Genomic DNA, 21,399 nt, shown 5'->3' with positions numbered 1-21,399 from the left:
GTCGGTCCCCCGCGACACGCGCGATCGTCACGGGGTGGTGACAGAGGGGTGACTGCTGGTCATGGAACTGGAGGCCCGATGACCGGTGTCGTACAACCGCATAGGCTGTCATGACGGCTAACCATCAACATCGTCCACAGCGCCGCAGGGGGCAACCGCCATGACGACAGGTCGGCTCGGGCAGCAGGCCGCGCCGCCGAACGCGGCCTATGCCGGGCAGGTAGTGCACTTCCCGGACCCGGTCCGTGCCGCCCGGCACCCGAGAGGAGTGCGGGTGGACCGTGACGGCTACCCGGACTTCTCCGCGTACGCGCGCGCGGCGGCCGAGATCGCCGAGCCGCCGCAGGGCTTCGGCGTCGACGAACTGCGGCTCACGGACTACGTCTCGGCGAACGCGGTGCAGGCGGCGGCCGGGCACGAACTGTGGGACACCATCCCGCCGGTGGCGACTCCGCACGGCTGGACGTGGCATCACGTGCGCGGTTCGCGCCGGCTGGAGTTGGTGCCCGTCGAGGTGAAGGCGCTGTTGCGGCATCACGGCGGGCTGGCCACGGCATCGGTCGACCAGCACAAGCGGGGCACGCGCTCCTTGCAGGACACCCGGCCCGCGCACTTCGGTCTGCCGAAGTCGGCGGTGGCGGTGACCGAGCAGCAGGTGCTCGGCGCCGAGGAGGACCTGGGGTACCGGCTGCCGGGCGCGTACCGCTCGTTCCTGAAGGCGGGCGGCGGGTGTGCTCCCGTGGGGGCCGCGCTGGACGCCGAGTTGGGGCTGCTGATCGACCAGCCGTTCTTCACGGTGCGCGACGAGGCGGCCGTCAACGACCTGGTGTACGTCAACAAGTGTCTGCGCGATCACCTGACGAAGGACTACCTCGGGGTGGCGTTCGTGCAGGGCGGGATCCTCGCCGTGAAGACGAAGGGTCAGGCGGCCGGTTCGGTGTGGTTCTGCGCGTACGACGACGCGCGGGACGGCGGGGAGACGGCGCACTGGTCGGTGCCCGAGCGGGTGGAGCGGCTGCTGCTGCCGTGCGGTGACGATTTCGACGACTTCCTGTCCCGGCTCGCGGGCAACCCGCCGGAGCTGGAGACGGTGGCGAACCTGATGGTGGACGGCGGTTTCGCGCACGCCGTCCCGGCCGATGCGCCGGACGAGGGGTGAGGGTCCGATGGTGACGTTCGCACAGGCGCAGGAGCGCGCCGAGGAGTGGATCAACGGCGACGTGCCCGCGTACCAGCACCGTGAGGTGCGCGTACGGGAGTTCGAGCTGGGGTTCGTGGTGTGGGCCGAGGACCGCGAGGGCGGCGTCGTCTCCGGCGGCGGCAGCCAGCGCCTGGTGATCGCGCGGGACTCCGCCGAGGCGACGCTGTGGCCCGCGCTGCCCGTGGGCGAGGTGATCCGGCGGTACGAGGAGGAGTACGGGCTGCCGGAGGCGTCGGCGGGGCCCGCGGCGCCGCGGCCGCCGGAGCGCGTGGACCTCAATCAGACGTCGTTCCTGCTGTCGCCGCCGGAGTGGCTCCAGGAGGCGGCGGACAAGCTGGGGATCGCCGGGGGCGACGCGTCCGCACCGGAGCGGGCCGAGGACGCCGAGCCGCAGGACGCGATTCCGGCCTCCGTGTCCGCCCCGCCCCCTCCGCCGCCCCCGCCGCCCGCGCCGGTACCCGCCGACGCGACGCCGTGGGCCGGTACGGACACCAACGGGGTGGGGGACGAGGAGGACCGTCTGGTCCCGCTGCCCGACACGGTGTTCTCGCCGCCGCCGGTCGAGGACGCGAAGCCCGATCCGGTGCCGGGCGGCGCTCCGCTGCCGCCTCCGCCGCCCCCGCCCGTGGGTTCACCGCCGCCGCCTCCCGGCGCGGGTCCCGCCGGTGCGCCGTTGCCGCCGCCGGTGCCGGGGACCGCCGTGCCGATGACGCCGCCGCCCGGCGCCGTGCCCGCGTACGGGTATCCGCAGAACTCCGCGCCCGCCGCGGGCCGGGACGCCTCCGGGCGGCCGCTCGCGCCCGACGCGGAGGACATCGCGAACGCCGCGACCAGCAAGGCGCAGCCGCCGCGCGGCGGTGGCGCGCAGACTCCGCCGCCGCCCGGCAGCCCGGGTGTGCCCGGTGGCGGTTACGTGCCGACGCAGATGGTGGCCGCGCCCGGCCCCGGTGGTCCCGTCGGGCCGCCGGAGCCCCCTGCCGCCAACCAGCCCCCGCCGCCCGGCGCCGGGGTGCACCACGCCGCGACCATGCTCTCCGGCCCGCCCCTCGCGGGCCCCGGCGCGCCCGGCACCCCGCCGCCGCCCGGTCCGCCCGGCGCGCCGCTGCCGCCGGGCCCGCCCGGGGCTCCCGGCGCGGCCGGTGCTCCCGGCCCGTCCGCGGGTCCCGGCACTCCGCCGCCGCCCGGTCCGCCGCCCGGCGGTGACGCGGTGCACCACGCGGCGACGATGCTCTCGGGTCCCGGCCCGCAGGGCCCGCCCGCCGGGATGCAGCCGCCCCCGCCCGGTGCGATGCCGCCGCCGGTCGCGGCGCAGCAGATCCCCGGTGGGCCGCCGCCCGCGTACGGGTATCCGCAGACGCCGCCCGCCGCCGCCCGCCCGTCCGGTCCGCCGACCGTGGGCCCGGGCTATCAGGCGGTGCTGCGCTACCGCGCGCCCGACGGCTCCGAGCAGCAGCTCATCCGCCGCTCGGCGCCCGGTGTGCCGCACCCGGAGTGGCAGATCTTCCACGAGCTGCGCGGCATGAACATCCCGCCGGACCAGGTCCTGGAACTGCACACGGAGCTGGAGTCGTGCGCGCTGCCCGGCGCCTACTGCTCCCGCATGATCCAGGAGCAGTGGCCGCAGGCCCGGATCACGTCGATCGCGCCGTACGGCACCGATCACGCCTCGCGCCAGCAGGGCATGCAGCAACTGATCGCGCACCAGGGCGAGTTGCACCAGGTCGCCGACGGCCCGGCGCGTCCGGCGCCGGTCCGGGCGCCGCTGCCGCCCGCGCAGCCCGCGCCCCCGGTCCCGCCGGAGGGCATCGCGCAGGAACTGGCGGCGGCCTTCGGTCCCGGAGTGTTCCGGTTCGACCAGCGGGCGGTGTCGCGGCAGGGCGTCCCCGACGTCGTCGCGCACACCCTCGTCGTCGCGGGGCTGCCCGCCGACTTCGGGCCGTTCTTCTGGGCGCAGGCCCAGCCGGGCCGCCCGGTGCCGACGCTGGCCGAGCTGGCGCAGGAGCGCGGGGTGCAGCCGGCGCCGGACGCGGGCTCGTACCTCGTCATGGGCTCCGACTTCGGCAAGGCGCTGTGCGTGCAGTACGGGACGGCGAACATCGTGGCCGTGCCGGTCGAGGCAGGCGCCGGTGGGGCGCCCGTGCCGCCGCAGTTCGTGAACAGCGGGCTGCCGGAGTTCGCCCGGTCCCTGGCGCTGCTCGGCCGGATGTGGCGGCTGCGCTACGGACTCAACCCGGAGCAGGCGGGCCGCTGGACCGTCGACTTCCAGGCCCAGCTGAGCGCGCTGGACCCGGCCGCCCTCGGCTCGCCCGAGACCTGGTGGTCGGTGCTGCTCGAGCAGATGTGGGACGGGCTGCTGTAGCGGGCCCGTGCGCCGTGGGGCGATGCACCGTAAGGGTGTGTCGCCCTGCGGCTTTTCTGGTGGTGTGTCAGGTTCGTTCCATGACGACGCCGCCAGACCCGCCGGAGCACCCGTTGCCGCCCGCGAGCAGCACCACGGTGTACCGGGCGGGACGGCGGGGGCGCGGGCGGAAGGGCGGCGGACGCCGCAGCGCGCTCCGGCGGATCCTGCTGACGCTGCTCGTGGTGCTCGTGGTCGTCGTCGCGTACGCGGTCGGCGTGGGGATCTGGGCGGTCGGGCAGATCCAGCGGACGGACGCCCTGGGCGACTACAGCGGGCGGCCGTCGGCGGGCAAGGGCACGAACTGGCTGCTCGTCGGCTCCGACACCCGTAAGAACCTCACCAAGGAGCAGCAGAAGGAGCTGCACGTCGGCTCCGACTCCGGCGACGAGACGGACACCGTCATCGTGCTGCACTACGGTGCGAGCGGCCCGTATCTGGTGTCCATTCCGCGCGACAGCTACGTGAGCATCCCGGGCCACGGCAAGAACAAGATCAACGCGGCGTTCGCGCTCGGCGGCCCGGAGCTGCTGACGCGCACGGTCGAGCAGGCGACGGGGCTGCGCCTCGACCACTACGCCGAGGTGAACTTCGCCGGGTTCGTGGACGTCGTGGACGCACTGGGCGGCGTCGAGGTCTGCGTGCCGAAGGATCTCAGCGACTCGTACTCGGGAGCCGACTTCAAGGCGGGCTGCCAGACGATGAACGGCACCCAGGCCCTGGCCTACGCCCGCGACCGGCACAGCTACGCCAACGGTGACCTGGGCCGCGTCCAGGCGCAGCGGCAGCTGATCTCGGCGATCGCGGACAAGGCGCTGAGCCCCGGCACGCTGCTGGCCCCGTGGAAGCTGCTGCCGTTCCTGAACGCCTCGCTGGACGCGCTCACCGTCGACCGGGACGCGGGCCTGCTGAACCTCGGCAAGCTGGGCCTCGAAATGGATGACATCTCACACGGCGACGGGTCCACGACGACCGTCCCGATCGCGACCGAGCCCTACGTTCCCGGGGTCGGCGACGTCGTCGAGTGGAACGAGTCCGAGGCCGCCGCGCTCTTCTCGGCGCTCCGGGCCGACACGACGATTCCGACTTTCGGCAGCAATTGACGCATCCTTGAGCGAGTAGGTCATGCGGTGTGTGACGTGTGTCGCGTTATGAGCGCTTCCGCTTGATCCATAAGGATGTGCGCCAATCACGCGGAACGCCGTGCGTCGGTCGGTCGCTGTGTCGCTGTGTCGGTTCGGTGTGGAGAAGGGGAGACCGGAATGAGCCCTGTGAGTCCTGGCGGTGCGGGTACGGGTGCGTCGGCGTCCGGGGCGTCGGCGTTCGGCTTCGTGGTCACGCGGGGCCGCGGCGTGCGCGGATACCGCCCCGAGCAGGTGGAGACTTTCGCCGCCGGACTGTCCCAGGAGCGCGACGAGGCCTGGGAGCGGGCCGCGCGGCTGACCGTCCTGCACAAGGAGATGGAGGCGGAGGCCGAGCGGCTGCGCGCGGCCGTCGAGCGGCTCGCCCCGCAGACGTACGCCTCGCTGGGCAAGCGTGCCCAGTACCTCCTGGAGCTGGTCGAGGAGGAGACCGCCGCTGTCCGGCACACCGGGCGGAGCGACGCGCAGAGCGCCACCGAGGACGCCGAGCGGGCGGGCGGCGAGCTGCGGGACGCCGCGCAGGCATACGCCGACGAGGTGCGCGGCGAGGCGGAGGAGCGGGCCCGGGCGCGGGAGGCCGCGACGCGGGCCACCGCCGACGAGGTCAGGATCGCCGCCCGCCGTGAGGTGAAGGAGACGCGGAGCGAGGCGCTGGAGGCGCTGCGCGAGATGCGGCGCCGCTGCGAGGCGGTCCTCGAAGACCAGGCCGCCGAGCAGGCCGAGCGGATCGACGCGCTGGAGCGGGAGGGCGCCCGGCGCACGTCCGAGGCGGACGAGTGGGAGGCCGCCGCCGTCGCCCAGGCCGAGGCGCGGCTCTCCGAGGCCAAGCGGGACCTCGCCGAGGCCGAGGAGGCGGCGCGGCACCGGCAGGAGGACGCCGAGGCATCCGGCGCCGAGCTGGTCGCGCAGGCGCGGGCGCGGGCCGAGCGGATCGGGCGCGAGACCGACGGGGTGCTGCGCGAGCACGACGAGGTCCGGGACGAGATGCGGGCCCACATGGACCACGTACGGAGTTCGCTGGCCGCGCTGACCGGGCGGGCGCCGGCCGAGTCCGAGTAGCCGCCTGCCCGGCAGGTTTCCCGCGCCCCTGCTACGTTGCCGAGCGAGGATTCGGCCGAATGACGTACCGGAAGCAGGGGTTGACGGTGATGAATGCAGAGCGGCTGCTGCCGGAGGTCGAGCGGGGGGACGTGCGGCGCATCACCGTGGTCGGTGAGGACGTGCTGCGGCGGCGCTGCAGGCCGGTCACGCAGGAGCACTTCGGCACCCCCGCGCTGGACCGCCTGATCGACGACATGTTCGCCACGAACCACGTCGCGCACGGCGCGGCCATCGCCGCCAACCAGGTCGACGTGGACCTCCAGTTGTTCGTCTACGACATGGAGGACGACTGGGGCGTGCGGCACACCGGCGCCATCGCCAACCCGGTGCTCGACGAGGAGCCGCTCGCCGACCGCAGACTCGTCGAGGGCATGGAGGGCTGCCTGTCCGTGCCGGGCCCCTACAAGGCGGTCGCCCGCGCCGACCACGCGGTCGTGCGCGGCCAGGACAAGGACGGCGCCCCGCTGGTGGTGGAGGGCCGCGGCTATTTCGCCCGCTGCCTCCAGCACGAGACGGACCATCTGTACGGCCGCCTGTATCTCGACCGGCTCGCCAAGCGCGAACGCCGGGACGCGCTGCGGGAGATGGAGGAGCTGCGGGACGGGGTGCTGGCCCGGCGGGCGGCGGTGGCGGAGCGGCTGGGGAAGTAGGTTCGCGGACCGCCCCCGGCATGTTGCGCCCGGCGCCGTCCCTCCGCGTCGGCACACTGCTCCCGAGGGGGCGGAGCGTGACGAGAGGGAACGGCGTGAAGCGCAGGACGATGATGGCGGCGGCCTCGGTGGCCGTGCTGGCCGCGACCATGGGCGCGGCGCTGCCCGCCGCGGCGGCCGCCTACTACCCGGACGTCGACTGGATCACCTGCCAGGTCAACGAGGAGCGGGCCGCGCACGGGCTGCCCGCGCTGCGGGTGTCCGACAAGGCGTCCGAGGTGGCCGTCGGCCACGCCCACGACATGGCGGGACAGGGAAAACTGACCCAGGTGGGCAGCGACGGGCGCGATCTGCGGACCCGGCTGACCGACGCCGGGCTCTTCTCCGCCCACGCCGAGGAGTTCATGTACTCGGGCTACAGCCACGACGGCTACTTCGCGGACACGATCACCGATCCGGACCCGGGCAACGACATCTACACGTCCCTCATGAGCCCCGAGGTCACGGCCGTCGGCATCGGCTACGACCGCCAGTACTGGGACGTGAACCTCCTCGGCCCCCACCGCAAACTGGCCACCCGGGCCCCGGTCTGCCCGACGGCGGAGTAGCGGGCGCCCGTCGTCACGGGGTCAGTCTCCCGAGATGCCCCAGAAGTACAGCTCGCTGGGCCGTCCCGCGCTGTCGTGGAGTACCGCGACCCGGCCGGACCAGCCCTCGCCGACCAGCGGCTCGATCGCCTCGACGTGCTCGCGGGTGAGGATGTCCGTGCCGGTGAGGCGGCAGGCCTCGTCGGGCTGGACCGGGCGTACCGCGCCGACGCGGGGGCGTTCGCCGGGGCGCAGGATCCGCTCCATGTCGAGTATCGAGTGGGTGCCCTGCTCCTGGACCCCCTCGTCCTCCCACAGGTCCTCGACCGTGGCGGGGCGGGGCACCGGGGCGTCACCGTCCATCGGGTGGTCCCCCGACCAGTAGTAGTCCTCGTCCCGGAAGACCCGCGCCCGCAGCTCCTCCATCGCCGCCGCCATGTCCTTCTGGTACGGGACGTAGTACTCCCACCCTGACGCACCCACGATGCCCTGCTCCCCGAACTCGGTTTGTCTGTACCTGTGTTCGAGGGAACGTAGCAGGGCGGAGTGACAGCGCGGCATCTAGTCGGAGGGCTGATGCCACAGGCGCGATCCGTCGAGGCGGAGTGCGTACGTGCCGTCGGGGCCGGCGATCGTCAGGTGCAGCTCGGGGGAGAGGGCGAGGGCCCGGCAGCGGGCGATGAGGGGGAGGGCGTGGACGCGGCCGGTGCGGAGGTGCCACAGGTGCACCCGCGCGTCGTCCCAGGCGACGGCGAGCACCGGGCCGTGGGTGCTGTGCGCGGCCGCCATCGCGGTGACGAAGGCCGGGCGCGCCTCGACGGGCTCGGGGAGCGGGTCGGCGGAGGCCGCCCAGAGGCGGACCGTGCCGTCCAGGGCCGCGCTCATCACGAGGGTGTCCCGGTCGTCGGGGGGCGTCAGGCAGGCCACGGCGGTGACCGGGGCCGTGTGCAGGAGCTGCGAGCGCGGGTTGGGGTGGTAGGTGTCCAGCGCCCAGAGGTGCACGCCGCCCTGCTCGTCGCCGAGGACCGTGGTGCCGCTGACGGGGCACTGGCCGAGGGCCGTGGGGCGCAGCTCCGGGTGACGGAGCGTCAGGTGACCGTGATGGGCGGCGATGTGGCCGAGGACCACGGCGGCCGTGCCCTCCGGCGAGGAGGTCACGGGCTGGAGGGCGCCGGTGTCGGTGAGGAGGAGCATCGACCCGTCACGGCGTACGGCGATGCCGTCCGGGCGCACGCCTCTCGGCGCCGCGACGGCGGCGGTGTCGGCGCCGGTCGCCGGATCGAGGGGGGCGAGCGCGCCCAGCGGATCGGCGGCGAGGAGCCGCCCCATGCCGTCGGGCGCCGGCGTCAGGGCGGTGCGGGGCGCGTCCGGGCGGGCCCAGACGGCGGTGAACGGGTGCTGCTCGGCGAGAGGGAGCAGGTAGCGCGCGAGGGCGGGGCTCGCTCCCAGGGCGGCCGTGTGGAGGAGGGCGGCGCGCTCGACGGTGCCGAGCCGGGGGTCCGACAGCTGCGGGGCCGCCGCCCGCCAGACCTGCCGCAGACCGGGCGGGGTGGGGATCCGCTCGTCGGCCAGACAGGCCGCGACGGACACGGCGGAACCGTGCACGAGGAACCCCGGGTCGGTGAGCAGCTCGCGGACGGTGCGGCGCGTGTCCGGTGACAACAGCGCCTGGTCCAGGGCGTGTTCGCGGGCGGACGCGGGGGCCAGGTCCCAGCGCGGGCGTCCGTCGTCGCTGCGCGGGACCAGCGCGGTGAGGTCCTGCGTGCCGCGGGCTCCGGCCGGTGGCACGTATCCGGCGTGCGGTGCGGCGCCGACGTCGATGGACTCCGCGCCCGGCCAGGCGTCGAGGAGGTCCGTGTCGCCGACCTCCACGACGGCCCGCGTCCGCGGCAGGCGCAGGAGCGGCAGAAGCAACTCCCGGACCAGCGTGGACGGTTGTGCGGGCAGCAGGTCGGCGGGGCCGCGGCCCGCCAGGTGCAGGTCCGGTACGAGGAGCAGCAGCGGGCGCTGATCGGCGGTGAGGCGGTCGAGGAGCCGGTCCGGGGCGAGCGGGCCGTAGCCGAGCTGCCTGCCCAGCTCCCAGGCGAAGGCGTCGGTGAACAGCCCGGCGGCCGGGACCGTGGCGTGCGGGGTGGTGCGGGGCCGGTCGGTCGGGCCGAGCAGGAACCAGGTCAGCAGATGGCTCTTGCCGCTGCCGCGGGCCCCGCGGAGCAGGCAGAGCCGGGCCCGGTCGGCGGACGCGTCGGCCGCCCAGTCGAGCAGCGCGGGACCGTGGGCCGCGCTCACCCCGTCGCGCGGCGGCCAGGCGGTGAGGTCGGGCGGCTCGTCGAGCGCGGGCGCCGGGCTCACCGGCCCGCCTCCGCGGTCTCGCCGAGCAGCCGGATGCCCTCGGCGCGGGAGGCGGCCGATTCGCCGTAGGGGAAGTGGTGCGTCAGCTGCGCGTCCGGGAACGTCTGCGCCATCCACAGGGAGCAGTAGTGGCCGGGCAGGAAGCAGGGGGCCAGATCGGTGTGGATGCGCAGGACCTGGTCCGGCTCGACACCGGCCGCGCGCAGCGTGTTCCACAGCCGCTCCTCGGGGTGCAGGGCGATGCCGCCGGACTGGGTGACGATCTGCTTGGCGCCCATGCCGTCGACGTACTCGAACGCCGCGTACGAGGCCGCGGCGGCGGTGTCGTGGATGTCGTCGAGCACCAGGGGCCACCAGCTCTCGCGCTCGGCGAAGGCCCGCGGGTCCCGGGTGCGCAGCCGCTCCCCGAGCCGGTCGAAGGCGGCCGAGGCCTCCTGCGGCCGGTCCGTGCTCAGGATGACGCGCAGCGCCTCGCGGGTCTCCGCGAGGCCGCCGGCGAACGCTTCGGCGGAGGAGCTGACGAAGCGGTCCGGCTCGTCGAAGTCCAGCAGCACGGCCCACACCGCCCCCTCGGGGTCGGCGCACAGCTCGAAGCCGCCGTCGCCGCCGAGCCGCGTCCACGGCGCGCACTCCTGGCGGGGAACGCGGAGTCCGGCGGATTCGGCGTACTCGCCCAGCATCACCGGGTCGTCGAGGCCCGTCATGAAGTAGGGGCCGACCTGCACCGGCACGGAGATCCCGGGATGCTCGAAGGTCCGCGCCTGTCCGTCGTCAGTCACCGGGTCCGCGCTCCTCACTCGAAGTGGTGTTCAGGATCCACAAGGTACGTGAGCACGTCGAACCAGCGGGATTCCGGATTCTCCAGAGCGGCCGGATCGATGGAATTCATCGTGTCCCGGATGCGCTCCCGAACCGCCTCCAGCTCCACTTTCCTGTGGGATTCCCAGTCGTAGTTCGGGCTCTCCAGCTTGAGGAGATACTGGAAATGCACGAAGGAGCGCAGATCGCTGTTCAGCAGATAGGTCTCACCGTCCTGCGGAATGCAGTGCACCTCTCCCGATTTCGGGTCGAGCGCGATGTCGTCATAAGGGATCATGCCCAGGGCGATCCAGCCGTCCTCGACCGGTTCGAGGCGCTCGCCGATCCCGTCGTCCAGGTCGAACCACGGGTTCTCCCAGACCGGAATGCCCAGCGTGCCCAGGACCTCCCGGGCGTCCGCGTCCGACACGGGACCGAGAATGCTCTCGGGCGCGGTGATCAGCTCTTCCGGGGCGAAAACGGCTTCAAGCATGCCGCGATCGAGGTTGCTGCTCATGTGCTCTCATCCCGCCAAAAATGGATAATCCGTCGCATCTTATCTATTCAGTTTCAGCTGGTCAAGATAGGTTTTCATGGCGGAATTGCCGCGCGCTCTCGATGCGGCGTCGCTGCCGTATTCGATGCTGTGGGTCACGGTCGTTCCCGGGAATCTCTCCGCCATCCATGAACTGCAATTCGCTCCCGTACTACAGGGTTCCCTCTCTGTATAGAGTTCTCTTATGCGGGAGGGTTCTCCCTCTCTCAGGAACGGTGTTCCGATCATCCGTTCCGAGTGTCTGAAGCCGTTGCTGCGGCCCACGAGGACGAAGTCCCCGCTGCCGTCCGCTCCGGTCACCCGCGCGGACGCGTAGTTGTTGCTGGTGAAATCCCCGTCCGCGTTCCGGGTGCCGTAACTGCGGTCCGCGTGGCGGGCGAGCTGCGTGGCCTCGGAGAGATCGGTGGTGCCCACCGCGACCTGCGACGACGAGGCCGTCGGCCGTGGATCGGTGCGGCCCTCGCTCCTGTTCTTCAGCTTGGCGTGCTGTTCACCCGGTCTCGGGCGCCCCATCGAGGAACTGTCGAGCCCGAGCTTCGCGCGGTCGGCGTCGGTCAGCTCCGAGTGGGTGCGGTCGGGGTTGAGGCGGCGGATGCTTCCGTCGTCGGCCATGTGGTAGACGGGCGTCGACTCGGTCCGCGGGCGCTTGGCGAGCCGCTCCAGCTCCGCCGCGTGCTTCGCGTCGTTCTCCGCATGGTTGTCCGCGACCCTCTTCAGCCGCTTCCCGGTGTCGTGGTAGAGGTCCTTGACGGCCTTGCCGACGTCCTCCCCGACGGCCTTGCCCGTGCGCTGCGCGGCGTGCTCCAGGGCCTTGACGATCTGGTTCGTCACTCGAAGGTCACCCCCGACAGCCGGGCCGTGAACTCCTCGGCGTGGGCGGCGACCTTCTCCGCGTGACCGTGCATCAACTCCGCGCGCGCGTGCACCTGTTCCGGGTCGATGGAGAAACCGGTCCCCGCGCTCGCTCCCGCGGAGACGCCCGCCGCCGACTCCGCCGCCCGGAAGACAAGACCGGCGACCGCCCGGCCGACCGTCTCCACCAGCGGCTCCACCGCCGCCTCGATGACCTGCCCGATGATGTACTGCTCGAGCTGCTGCTCCAGGAAGTCCATCAGCTTCTCCGCGGCCTCCACGATCAGCACCTCGGCCGCCTCCGCGAGCCCGAGCGTCGCCACCGCCGCCGCCTGATCGGCCACGAACGACGCGGCCAGCAACACCAGTTCGGCGATCGCCTCGGTCTTCATGCCGACGATGACGTCCGCCGCCACGTCCAGCGCGGTCGCCACCGCGTGGCAGGCGTTGAGCAGCTCGGACATGTGGTCGGAGGAGAGCTGCGCCCACTTCGCCAGCAGCGCCTCGTAGGAGGCGCCCTGGTACACGTCGGCCATCTTCGTCAGGGTCGCCGAGGAATCCTGGTGCGTCTCGTCCAGCTTCTCCGCGAAGTCCCGTACGTGGGACGCGAACTCACGGACCTTGTCCTCATTCACGTTCGGCCAGTTCACCCCGATGAACTGGAGAAAGGAAACGACTTCTTCAGGCAGCTCAATAGCCACAGCGCCCCCGCCCGGCGACAGCGAAACACCAGCTCCGCACGCTAGTTCGGGGACGGCAACGGTAGGGCAAACGCTGACTGCGGAAACATTCAACCGGTGCGAAGAATTGGTCAGTTGGCGGAGCGCCGGTCCGGGCCCGGCACCGGCCGGCTCGCCCCCGCCAGGATCCAGCCCTCCACGGCCTCGTACTGCCGCTGCTGCTGTGCCGCCTTCTTCGGGGAGGTGAGTACGGTGCCCAGCCAGCCGAACAGGAAGCCCAGGGGGATCGAGACGATGCCGGTGGTCGTGAACGGGAACCAGTTGAAGTCGTGGCCCGGGAACGCCGACACCGCACTCCCCGAGACCAGGTTGGTGCCCGTCATCAGGGTCAGGCAGGCCGCGGTGCCGCCGAGGAGCGTCCACAGCAGGCCCGCACGCGTGTAGCGGCGCCAGAAGAGGCTGTAGATCAGGGCGGGGGCCAGGGCGGAGGCGCCCAGACAGAAGGAGAGGGTGGACAGCGGCTGGAGGTTGCGGTGCTGGACCAGGGTCGCCAGGAGGATGGCGGGGACGCCGACGGCGAGCGCCGAGATCCGGGCCGTCTTCAGCTCCTTGCGCGGGGTCGGCTGCTTCCTGCCGTACGCGAACACGTCGTGGGCCAGCGAGTTGGCGCAGGCCAGGATCATGCCCGCCACCGAGGCCAGCAGCGTCAGGAAGATGGCCGTGGTGACCGCCGTGAACAGCAGGGCCTCCGCCGTCGACAGCGTCGCGCCGAACGCCGCGCGCGCCCCGAGCAGGAACGCCGTGTTGCCCTGCGCGCTGGCCGACACGATTCCCGTACGTCCCACCAGGGCCGCCGCGCCGACCCCGAGCACCGCGATGACCAGTACGAAGACGCCGACCGCGGAGACCGCCCAGGACATCGAGCGGCGCACCTCGCGGGCGTTGCGCGCCGTGTACATGCGCATCGTGACGTGCGGGAGCGCGGCGCCGCCGAGCACCACGGTCAGCTCCGAGCTGATCATGTCCAGGCGGGGGAAGCTGCCGCCGGTGAACTGCAGGCCCGAGGTGAGGTAGGCGCGGCCCGCGCCGCTGCGGGCCGCCGCCTGGGCGAGCAGGGCGCCCGGGTCCCAGTCGAAGCGGTGCAGGATCACCGCCGCGACGGCGATGCCAGAGCCGAGCAGCATCACGATCTTGAAGATCTGGATGACGGCGGTGCCCTTCATGCCGCCGATCGCCGCGTAGCTGATCATGAGGCCGCCGACGCCGATCACGCAGACGGTCTTGAACGTCTGGTTGCTGAAGCCGAGCAGGAACGCCAGCAGGTCGCCCGCGCCCGCCAGCTGGACCAGCATGAGCGGGATGAGCGCGGCCAGGGTCACCGCGCAGGCCGCCATGCGGGCCGCCCGGCCCGGCATCCGGCGCGCGAGGACGTCGCCCATGGTGAACAGGCCCGCGTTGCGCAGCGGTTCGGCCAGCAGGAACATCAGCAGCATCAGCGAGAGCGCGGTGCTGAGGGCCAGGACCACGCCGTCGTAGCCGACCAGCGCGATGATGCCGGTGGTGGTCAGGACGGTCGCCGCCGAGATGTAGTCGCCGGCGATCGCGAGCCCGTTGCGCATCGGCGTCAGCCGGCCGAAGCCCGTGTAGAACTCCTCCAGGTCGTCGCGCTCGGGGCTGGTGACGATGCAGAGCAGCAGCGTGGCCGTCGCCACCGCCGTGAACGCGGCCAGTGACATGGACTCGGCCGACGAGTCCACCAGCCGGTTCACCTGCGGCCGCCGATGCGGCGCAGGCGGTGGGCCAGCGGGTCGACGCGGCGGCGGGCCGTGCGCTCGTAGAGGATCAGCGCCACGCAGGTGACGGGGAGTTGGAGCAGCCCTATGAGCAGGCCCGAGGAGAGGCCGCCGGTGACGGAGCGGTTCATCAGGCCGGGCGCGAACGCCGACAGGAGCAGGAAGAGCGTGAAGTAGCCGAGCGCGGTGAGCGTGGCGACGCGGCGCTGCCAGCGGTAGGCGGTGCGCAGCAGTCTCAGGTCGCCGGTGGGGCCGGAGGGTGGGGGCAGGTCGGGGTGTCGGGGGAGGCGGTGGGTGTGTGCCTGGGGCGGTCGGTACGGCATCCCGGTCTCCTTGCCTGGCTCGGGGCCGCCGGGGACGGGCGGTCCGCAGGGAGTTCGTGGGGAGCCGGAACGTTACTCGTAGGTAGGTGACTTGGGGGCCGCTTTGCCGGAACCGGGCGTCGGGCCGCGCCTCCGGGTCGTCGTTCGGGTGCGCCACCGTCGTGGCTGGTCGCGCAGTTCCCCGCGCCCCTGGGTTGTTCTTCGGGTGCGGCCCGGTGGCCGCTTCTCGCGCAGTTCCCCGCGCCCCTGAGATGCGCACTTCGTGCGGCATCTCATCGGCGCCCCTGAGCGAGCGGAGCTCGTTTCAGGGGCGCGGGGAACTGCGCGAGAAGCGGCCACCGGGCCGCAGGTGGATGACTACTTGGGGGCGCGGGCCGGCTTCGGCTGGGGGGACGGCTGGGTGGGCAGGACCGGGAAGCGGCGTGGGGCCAGGGTGATAAGGACGGTCAGGGCCACCGCCGCCGCGCAGGCCGCGCCGATGTACACGGCGTCGACAGCCGCGTCGATGGCCCGCCGCACCGGCTCCGCACCGGTGTCCCGCGCCACCGAGTCGAGATCGGCCCCGGCGCCGAGCCGGTGCGAGATCACCCCGTTGGCGACGGCGCCGAACACGGCCGCGCCGACGGTCTGCCCGATCTGCCGGTAGAAGAGGATCGACGCGGTGGCGGTGCCGCGCTCGGCCCAGCCGACGGTGGACTGCACCCCGATGATGAGCGGCAGCTGGAACAGCCCGAGCGCGGCCCCGAGCAGCAGACTCAGCAGCGTGGGCTGCCAGACCGCGCCGGGGAACGGCAGCAGCGGGAACGCGATCAGCAGCCCGAGCGCCGCCGTCATCCCGATCAGCGCCGTGTCCCGGAACCCGATCCTGCGGTACACGTGCTGGCTGAGCGCCGCCGACACCGGCCAGCTCAGCGTCATCACCGAGAGCACGAACCCGGCGGCGGTCGGGGACAGGCCGAGCACCGACTGCGCGTACGTGGGCAGGAACGTCGTCGGCGCCACCATCAGCAGCCCCATCGCGCACAGCGCCAGATTGACCGCGGCGATGGTGCGCCGCCGCCACACCCACCCGGGCAGGATCGGCTCCGCGGCCCTGCGCTCGATCAGCACGACCGCGCCGATCAGCGCGACGCCCGTACAGAGCAGGGCGATCGAGGCACCCGAGCCCCACGCCCACGCGACCCCGCCCTGCACCAGCCAGGTCAGCAGCACCCCGCCCGCCGCGAACACCGCGAGCGCCCCCGCCCAGTCGACGCGCGGGCGCGGCGCGGCCTCCCGGGCCGGCTCGTGCAAATGCCGTGCCACGAGGAACAGCGCGACCGCGCCGATCGGCAGGTTGATCAGGAAGATCCAGCGCCAGCCCGCCGTGGACGCGAGGAGCCCGCCGAGCGCCGGGCCGAGGACGGACGACGTCGCCCACACCGTCGACAACTTGGCCTGGATCTTGGGGCGTTGTTCGAGGGGGTAGAGATCGGCGGCCAGCGTCTGGACCGTGCCCTGGATCGCGCCGCCGCCCAGACCCTGGACGACCCGGAACGCGATGAGCGCGGCCATGTTCCAGGCGCTCGCGCACAGCAGCGACCCGAGCAGGAACAGCACGCTGCCCGCGATCAGGACCGGCTTGCGGCCCAGGGTGTCCGACAGCTTGCCGTACACGGGCAGCGTCACCGTCACCGCGAGCAGATAGCCGGAGAACAGCCAGGAGAAGACGGAGAAGCCGCCGAGGTCCCCGACGATCTGCGGCACCGCCGTGGAGACGATCGTGGAGTCGAGCGCGGCCAGCGCCATCGACATCATCAGCGCGGCGACCACCGCGGTCTTCTTCTCCGGCATGCGTTCCCCCTGCACGTATCTCCGGGCAGGAGCTTATGCGGGTGGAGCCGACCCTGAGTAGGGCTCCACCGAGGGGTGGACTCCCCCTAGGGGTACCTCCGTAGAGCGGACGGGGGGCGGTTCGTCCCGGTGGAGGACGAGCGGGGCGGGGGTTCTTCCTACCGTCGAGGGGTGGGGTTTTCCCCCGGGAAAGACGGTGACTTCCACCAGGGCGTCCGGGGCTCCGCGTCACCAGACTTGAACCGTGCTCGCGGACCGCCGCGAGCAGCGATATCCGGCATAGGAGAGAAACCGTGACAACGGCTGTGAGCATTCCCAGGACCGGGGGCACTGGCGGGCGAACGGCCGTGGCCGCGAGGGCGCGGCAGGTCGTGAAGGCGTACGGGTCCGGGGAGACCCGTGTCGTCGCGCTCGACCACGTCGACGTGGACATCGCGCGGGGCCAGTTCACCGCGATCATGGGCCCGTCGGGCTCCGGCAAGTCCACGCTGATGCACTGCCTCGCCGGGCTCGACACCGTGACCGGCGGCCAGATCTACCTGGACGAGACCGAGATCACCGGCCTCAAGGACAAGAAGCTGACGCAGCTGCGCCGGGACCGAATCGGCTTCATCTTCCAGGCGTTCAACCTGCTCCCGACGCTGAACGCGCTGGAGAACATCACGCTCCCGATGGACATCGCGGGCCGCAGGCCGGACCGCGCGTGGCTGGACCGGGTCGTGGAGACCGTCGGCCTCGCCGGGCGGCTCAAGCACCGGCCCGCCCAGCTCTCCGGCGGCCAGCAGCAACGCGTCGCCGTGGCACGGGCGCTGGCCGCCCGCCCCGAGATCATCTTCGGCGACGAGCCGACCGGAAACCTCGACTCGCGGGCCGGCGCCGAGGTGCTCGGCTTCCTGCGCCGCTCCGTCGACGAGCTCGGCCAGACCATCGTGATGGTCACCCACGACCCCGTCGCCGCCGCCTACGCCGACCGCGTCCTGTACCTGGCCGACGGCCGCATCGTCGACGAGATGCTCCGGCCGACCGCCGACGCCGTCCTGGACCGCATGAAGGACTTCGACTCCCGGGGCCGTACGTCATGAGTGCCAACACCGTCATGAAGACGTCGCTGCGCAACTTCCTCGCGCACAAGGGCCGGATGGCCCTCTCGGCGATCGCCGTGCTGCTGTCCGTCGCGTTCGTCTGCGGCACGCTCGTGTTCACGGACACGATGGACAAGACCTTCGACAAACTGTTCACGGCCACGTCCTCCGACGTCACCGTCAGCCCGAAGGACTCCGAGGCGGAGGGCAGCGCCACCGGCCGCCCCGAGTCGCTGCCCGCCTCCGCCGTCGCCGCCGTGGCGAAGGCGAAAGGCGTCAAGTCGGCCGAGGGTGCGGTCAGTTCGATGAACGTGACCGTCGTCGACGCGAAGAACAAGAACATGGGCTCCGAGAACGGCGCCCCCACCATCGCGGGCAACTGGACCAGGAACGACCTCCGCTCCATGGAGATCACCTCCGGGCACGCCCCGCGCGGCCCGACCGAGGTCATGGTCGACGCCGACACCGCCAAGAAGCACCACCTGAAGCTCGGCGACGAACTGCGCACCATCGCCGCCACCGGCGACATCGAGGCCCGGATCGTCGGCGTCGCCGCCTTCACCGTCACCAACCCCGGCGCGGCCGTCGTCTACTTCGACACCGCCACCGCGCAGCGGGAACTCATCGGCAGCACCGGCCGGTTCACGCAGATCAACGTCGCCGCCGCGACCGGCTACACCGACGCCCAGGTCAAGGCGAACATCAAGGACACGCTCACCACCCCGTACAAGCTCCAGACCCAGAAGGAGGCCGCGGACGCCAACGCCTCCGACGTCTCCTCCTTCATGGACGTCATCAAGTACGCCCTGCTCGGCTTCGCCGGGATCGCGTTCCTGGTCGGCATCTTCCTGATCATCAACACCTTCTCGATGCTGGTCGCCCAGCGCACCCGCGAGATCGGCCTGATGCGGGCCATCGGCTCCAGCCGCAAGCAGGTCAACCGCTCCGTCCTCGTCGAGGCGCTGCTGCTCGGCGTCGTCGGCTCGGTCCTCGGCGTCGGCGCCGGAGTGGGCCTCGCCGTCGGCCTGATGAAGCTGATGTCCGCCGCCGGCATGGACCTCTCCACCGACGACCTCACCGTGAAGTGGACGACCCCCGCGATCGGCCTGCTGCTCGGCATCGTCGTCACCGTCCTCGCCGCCTACCTGCCCGCGCGCCGGGCCGGCAAGGTCTCCCCGATGGCCGCCCTGCGCGACGCGGGCACCCCCGCCGACACCAGGGCCGGAGCCGTCCGCGCCGTCCTCGGCCTGCTCCTCACGGGCGGCGGCGGATACGCGCTCTACCTCGCCACCCAGGCCGACAAGGCGAGCCAGGGCTCGCTGTGGCTCGGCGCCGGCATCGTCGCCTCGCTCATCGGGTTCGTCGTCGTCGGACCGCTCCTCGCCGGGCTCGTCGTCCGCGTCATCAGCGCCGTACTGCTCCGGTTCTTCGGCCCCGTGGGACGGATGGCCGAGCGCAACGCGCTGCGCAACCCGCGCCGCACCGGCGCCACCGGCGCGGCCCTCATGATCGGTCTCGCGCTCGTCGCCTGCCTCTCCGTCGTCGGCTCCTCGATGGTCGCCTCGGCCACCGACCAGCTCGACAAGTCGGTCGGCGCCGACTTCATCGTCGAACCCAGCAACGGCGTCATCACCCCGCAGGCCGCCGCGGCCCTGAAGAGGACCAGGGCGGCCGGGGACGTCGCCCGCGTCACCGAGGTCAAGTACGTCAAGACGACGCTGACCGTGCCCGGCGGGGCGAAGGAGGAGGAAGAGCTGGTCGCGGCCAGCCCGTCCTACGCCCAGGACCTGCGCCGCGAGACCACCTCCGGCGAACTGGGCGCCGCCTACGGCGAGAACGCCATGTCGGTCGGCTCCGAGTTCGCCGAGAAGAACGGGGTGAAGGTCGGCGACCGGATGACCGTCGCCTTCGACCACGGCCGGACGGCGAAGCTGACGGTCGCGGCGATCACCTCCGACGACACCGTCTTCGACAAGGGCGCGATGTACACGAACATCGCGACCGCGACGCGCTATCTGCCCGAGGACCGCGTCCCGCTCAACGGGATGATGTTCGCCAAGGCCGCCGACGGGAAGGCCGACCAGGCGTACGCGGCGCTCAAGAAGTCCGTCGCCGCCGACCCGACCGTGAAGGTCAAGGACCAGACCGACTACAAGGAGACCCTCAAGGACCAGATCGGCCAGCTCCTCAACATGATCTACGGGCTGCTCGCCCTCGCGATCATCGTCGCGGTGCTCGGCGTCGTGAACACCCTGGCCCTGTCGGTCGTCGAGCGGACCAGGGAGATCGGCCTCATGCGGGCCATCGGCCTCTCCCGCCGCCAGCTGCGCCGCATGATCCGCCTGGAGTCCGTCGTCATCGCCCTCTTCGGCGCCCTGCTCGGCCTCGGCCTCGGCATGGGCTGGGGCGCGACCGCCCAGAAGCTCCTCGCCCTGGAGGGTCTCGGCGTCCTGGAGATCCCCTGGCCGACGATCCTCTCGGTCTTCGTCGGCTCGGCCTTCGTCGGACTGTTCGCGGCGCTGATCCCGGCGTTCCGGGCGGGCCGGATGAACGTACTGAACGCGATCGCGACAGACTGACGCGTTCTGTACCCGGGGGACGGCTCCCGGCGCACCCACCGTGCGCCGGGAGCCGCTCGTCTGTCCCGGAAAGTATGGCCTGCGGAGGGAAAATCCCTGCTGACAGGAAACCGGCAGGAAACCTCCTCTTTTTCAGACATGCGCAATTAGTAGCCATATCTCAATTCTTCTGGCTCCACGGGGTGTTCAGGCCCTAATGTCTGACCCGGAGGGGCGAACGCCGAGAGGCGTTCAACATTCATGCAATACAGGGGGGTTGAGGGGGAGTGCTCTCGTCTTCGACCGCGGTCGCCCGCGCCGCCGATGCCATCGGCCATGAGCTGCGGGAATCCGGGGGACCGAGAGCGCGGGCGGCGGACGGGTCCAGAGCGCGCCGGCATTGAGCCGGCGCTCCGGCGTCCGCAAGCAGCAATTCACTTTCCGCGCCCGCGTGCCGGTCTCTCCCGATCTTCCCGGTCCTCACCGGTCCTTCCAGGCCCTCTCCGGGCCTTTTCAGGCCGGCCCCTGGGCGCATTCCTGTGACGTTTCCATCTGCGCGGGCCCGAGGGCCGCGCATTCGACCGGGAGACGAACTCGCCATGTCAAGGATCTTCATCGTCGGTTCCGGCGTCGTCGGTACCGCCACCGGCAAGGGCCTGCTTCGTGCCGACCACGAGGTGACCTTCGTCGACGTGTCACCGCACCGCCTGGACCACCTGCGGTCCCAGGGACTCGACGCCCACGACTCGCTCGACCTGAAGGGAGCGCCCGACGCCTTCATCTTCCTGACCCTGCCCACCCCGAGCACCGGGCACGGCTACGACCTGACCGCCTTCCAGGACGGCACCGCCTCGGTCGGCCGGGCGCTCGCCGACGCCACCGCACCGCACGTCGTCGTGGTCCGCTCGACCGTGCCGCCCGGCACCGCCGAGGGCGTCGTCAAGCCGCTCCTGGAGAAGTACTCGGGCCGCACGCCCGGCGAGGACTTCACGCTCGCCAGCAACCCGGAGTTCCTGCGCGCCGCCTCCGCCGTCGAGGACTTCCGCCATCCCTGGATGACGGTGATCGCCGCCCGCAGCACCCGCACCCGCGAGCGGCTCGCGGCGCTCCTCGCCCCGTTCGGCGGCGAGATCCAGTTCTTCACCGACCCGGCCGAGGCCGAGTTCGTGAAGTGCGCCCACAACATCTACAACGCTACGAAGATCAGCTTCTGGAACGAGATGTGGCTGGTCAGCCGCACGCTCGGCCTCGATCTGGACCCGATCGCGCAGACCGTCGCCCGTTCCGCCGAAGCCTCGTACAACCCGTACTACGGCATCCGCGGCGGCAGCCCGTACGGCGGTGTCTGCCTGCCCAAGGACACCCGCGGGTTCCTGGCGCTCGCCGACGGCCTCGGCATCGACATGCCGCTGCTCACGGCGGTCGTCAGGGTCAACGATGTGCTCTCCGCCTCCAGTCTCGGCCGGACCTGACCGCCGCCCGCGCGGTCTCACCAC

Annotated in this window: 18 protein-coding genes; 9 read left to right on the top strand and 9 right to left on the bottom strand. The window is 72.1% G+C overall.

What is annotated here, in order from left to right; all coding sequences use genetic code 11:
- Nucleotides 1-160: 160 nt before the first annotated feature.
- The 6 genes from K377_RS26055 (at nt 161) to K377_RS26030 (ending at nt 7,100) form a co-directional block, all read left to right on the top strand.
- Nucleotides 161-1,159 (top strand): HNH endonuclease, encoded by a 999-nt coding sequence (locus K377_RS26055; protein WP_111665944.1) that lies wholly within the window; start codon nt 161-163, stop codon nt 1,157-1,159.
- 7 nt (nt 1,160-1,166) lie between these two features.
- The gene (locus tag K377_RS26050) at nt 1,167-3,560 is read left to right on the top strand and encodes an SUKH-4 family immunity protein (protein WP_111665943.1); all 2,394 of its coding nucleotides are present in this window, start codon (nt 1,167-1,169) and stop codon (nt 3,558-3,560) included.
- Nucleotides 3,561-3,640: 80 nt separating this feature from the next.
- Nucleotides 3,641-4,702: an LCP family protein gene (locus K377_RS26045; protein ID WP_237551694.1), complete on the top strand. Its 1,062-nt coding sequence runs from the start codon at nt 3,641-3,643 to the stop codon at nt 4,700-4,702.
- Nucleotides 4,703-4,861: 159 nt separating this feature from the next.
- Nucleotides 4,862-5,800, top strand: coding sequence for a cellulose-binding protein (locus K377_RS26040; protein WP_237551693.1), 939 nt, complete (start codon nt 4,862-4,864; stop codon nt 5,798-5,800).
- 59 nt (nt 5,801-5,859) lie between these two features.
- Complete coding sequence (def, locus tag K377_RS26035; RefSeq protein WP_237551692.1) at nt 5,860-6,492, top strand: peptide deformylase; 633 nt, start codon at nt 5,860-5,862, stop codon at nt 6,490-6,492.
- Nucleotides 6,493-6,569: 77 nt separating this feature from the next.
- Nucleotides 6,570-7,100 carry a CAP domain-containing protein gene (locus K377_RS26030; protein ID WP_161195095.1) on the top strand — a complete coding sequence of 177 codons (531 nt, stop codon included), beginning with the start codon at nt 6,570-6,572 and terminating at the stop codon, nt 7,098-7,100.
- Between the two features lie 21 nt (nt 7,101-7,121).
- On the opposite strand, the gene K377_RS26025 is transcribed toward K377_RS26030, so the two are convergent.
- The 9 genes from K377_RS26025 to K377_RS25980 form a co-directional block, all read right to left on the bottom strand.
- Nucleotides 7,122-7,562, bottom strand: a complete 441-nt coding sequence (locus K377_RS26025; protein ID WP_111665941.1) for a hypothetical protein — start codon at nt 7,560-7,562, stop codon at nt 7,122-7,124.
- Between the two features lie 78 nt (nt 7,563-7,640).
- Nucleotides 7,641-9,428: a hypothetical protein gene (locus K377_RS26020; RefSeq protein WP_111665940.1), complete on the bottom strand. Its 1,788-nt coding sequence runs from the start codon at nt 9,426-9,428 to the stop codon at nt 7,641-7,643.
- Complete coding sequence (locus K377_RS26015) at nt 9,425-10,207, bottom strand: nucleic acid/nucleotide deaminase domain-containing protein (protein ID WP_111665939.1); 783 nt, start codon at nt 10,205-10,207, stop codon at nt 9,425-9,427. The genes K377_RS26020 and K377_RS26015 overlap by 4 nt, the downstream gene beginning before the upstream one ends.
- Nucleotides 10,208-10,221: 14 nt before the next feature.
- Nucleotides 10,222-10,743 carry an SUKH-4 family immunity protein gene (locus K377_RS26010; protein ID WP_237551691.1) on the bottom strand — a complete coding sequence of 174 codons (522 nt, stop codon included), beginning with the start codon at nt 10,741-10,743 and terminating at the stop codon, nt 10,222-10,224.
- A gap of 39 nt (nt 10,744-10,782) precedes the next feature.
- Nucleotides 10,783-11,613 (bottom strand): nucleic acid/nucleotide deaminase domain-containing protein, encoded by an 831-nt coding sequence (locus K377_RS26005; RefSeq protein WP_111665938.1) that lies wholly within the window; start codon nt 11,611-11,613, stop codon nt 10,783-10,785.
- Complete coding sequence (locus K377_RS26000) at nt 11,610-12,269, bottom strand: WXG100 family type VII secretion target (RefSeq protein WP_258395122.1); 660 nt, start codon at nt 12,267-12,269, stop codon at nt 11,610-11,612. Before K377_RS26000 ends, K377_RS26005 begins: the two co-directional genes overlap by 4 nt.
- Nucleotides 12,270-12,445: 176 nt before the next feature.
- Nucleotides 12,446-14,050, bottom strand: coding sequence for a cation acetate symporter (locus K377_RS25995; RefSeq protein WP_111666052.1), 1,605 nt, complete (start codon nt 14,048-14,050; stop codon nt 12,446-12,448).
- Nucleotides 14,051-14,079: 29 nt separating this feature from the next.
- Nucleotides 14,080-14,430: a DUF485 domain-containing protein gene (locus K377_RS25990; protein WP_111665936.1), complete on the bottom strand. Its 351-nt coding sequence runs from the start codon at nt 14,428-14,430 to the stop codon at nt 14,080-14,082.
- A 357-nt stretch (nt 14,431-14,787) separates the two neighbouring features.
- A complete protein-coding gene (locus K377_RS25980) occupies nt 14,788-16,263 on the bottom strand; it encodes an MFS transporter (protein WP_111665934.1) in 1,476 nt (491 codons plus the stop codon).
- A gap of 293 nt (nt 16,264-16,556) precedes the next feature.
- On the opposite strand from K377_RS25980, the gene K377_RS25975 reads away from it, so the two are divergent.
- The 3 genes from K377_RS25975 to K377_RS25965 all read left to right on the top strand — a co-directional run bounded on the left by K377_RS25975 (nt 16,557) and on the right by K377_RS25965 (nt 21,375).
- Nucleotides 16,557-17,345 carry an ABC transporter ATP-binding protein gene (locus tag K377_RS25975; protein WP_111665933.1) on the top strand — a complete coding sequence of 263 codons (789 nt, stop codon included), beginning with the start codon at nt 16,557-16,559 and terminating at the stop codon, nt 17,343-17,345.
- Nucleotides 17,342-19,924, top strand: coding sequence for an ABC transporter permease (locus K377_RS25970; protein ID WP_111665932.1), 2,583 nt, complete (start codon nt 17,342-17,344; stop codon nt 19,922-19,924). The genes K377_RS25975 and K377_RS25970 overlap by 4 nt, the downstream gene beginning before the upstream one ends.
- A gap of 578 nt (nt 19,925-20,502) precedes the next feature.
- Nucleotides 20,503-21,375: a 2-dehydropantoate 2-reductase N-terminal domain-containing protein gene (locus K377_RS25965; RefSeq protein WP_111665931.1), complete on the top strand. Its 873-nt coding sequence runs from the start codon at nt 20,503-20,505 to the stop codon at nt 21,373-21,375.
- Nucleotides 21,376-21,399: the final 24 nt, after the last annotated feature.

Origin of the sequence: Streptomyces sp. PsTaAH-137 (assembly GCF_003259365.1) — a bacterium.
In the GTDB taxonomy this organism is placed as follows: Bacteria; Actinomycetota; Actinomycetes; order Streptomycetales; family Streptomycetaceae; genus Streptomyces.
The sequence above is the reverse complement of the archived record's forward strand: the minus strand, read 5'-3'. Positions and strand labels throughout refer to the sequence as shown.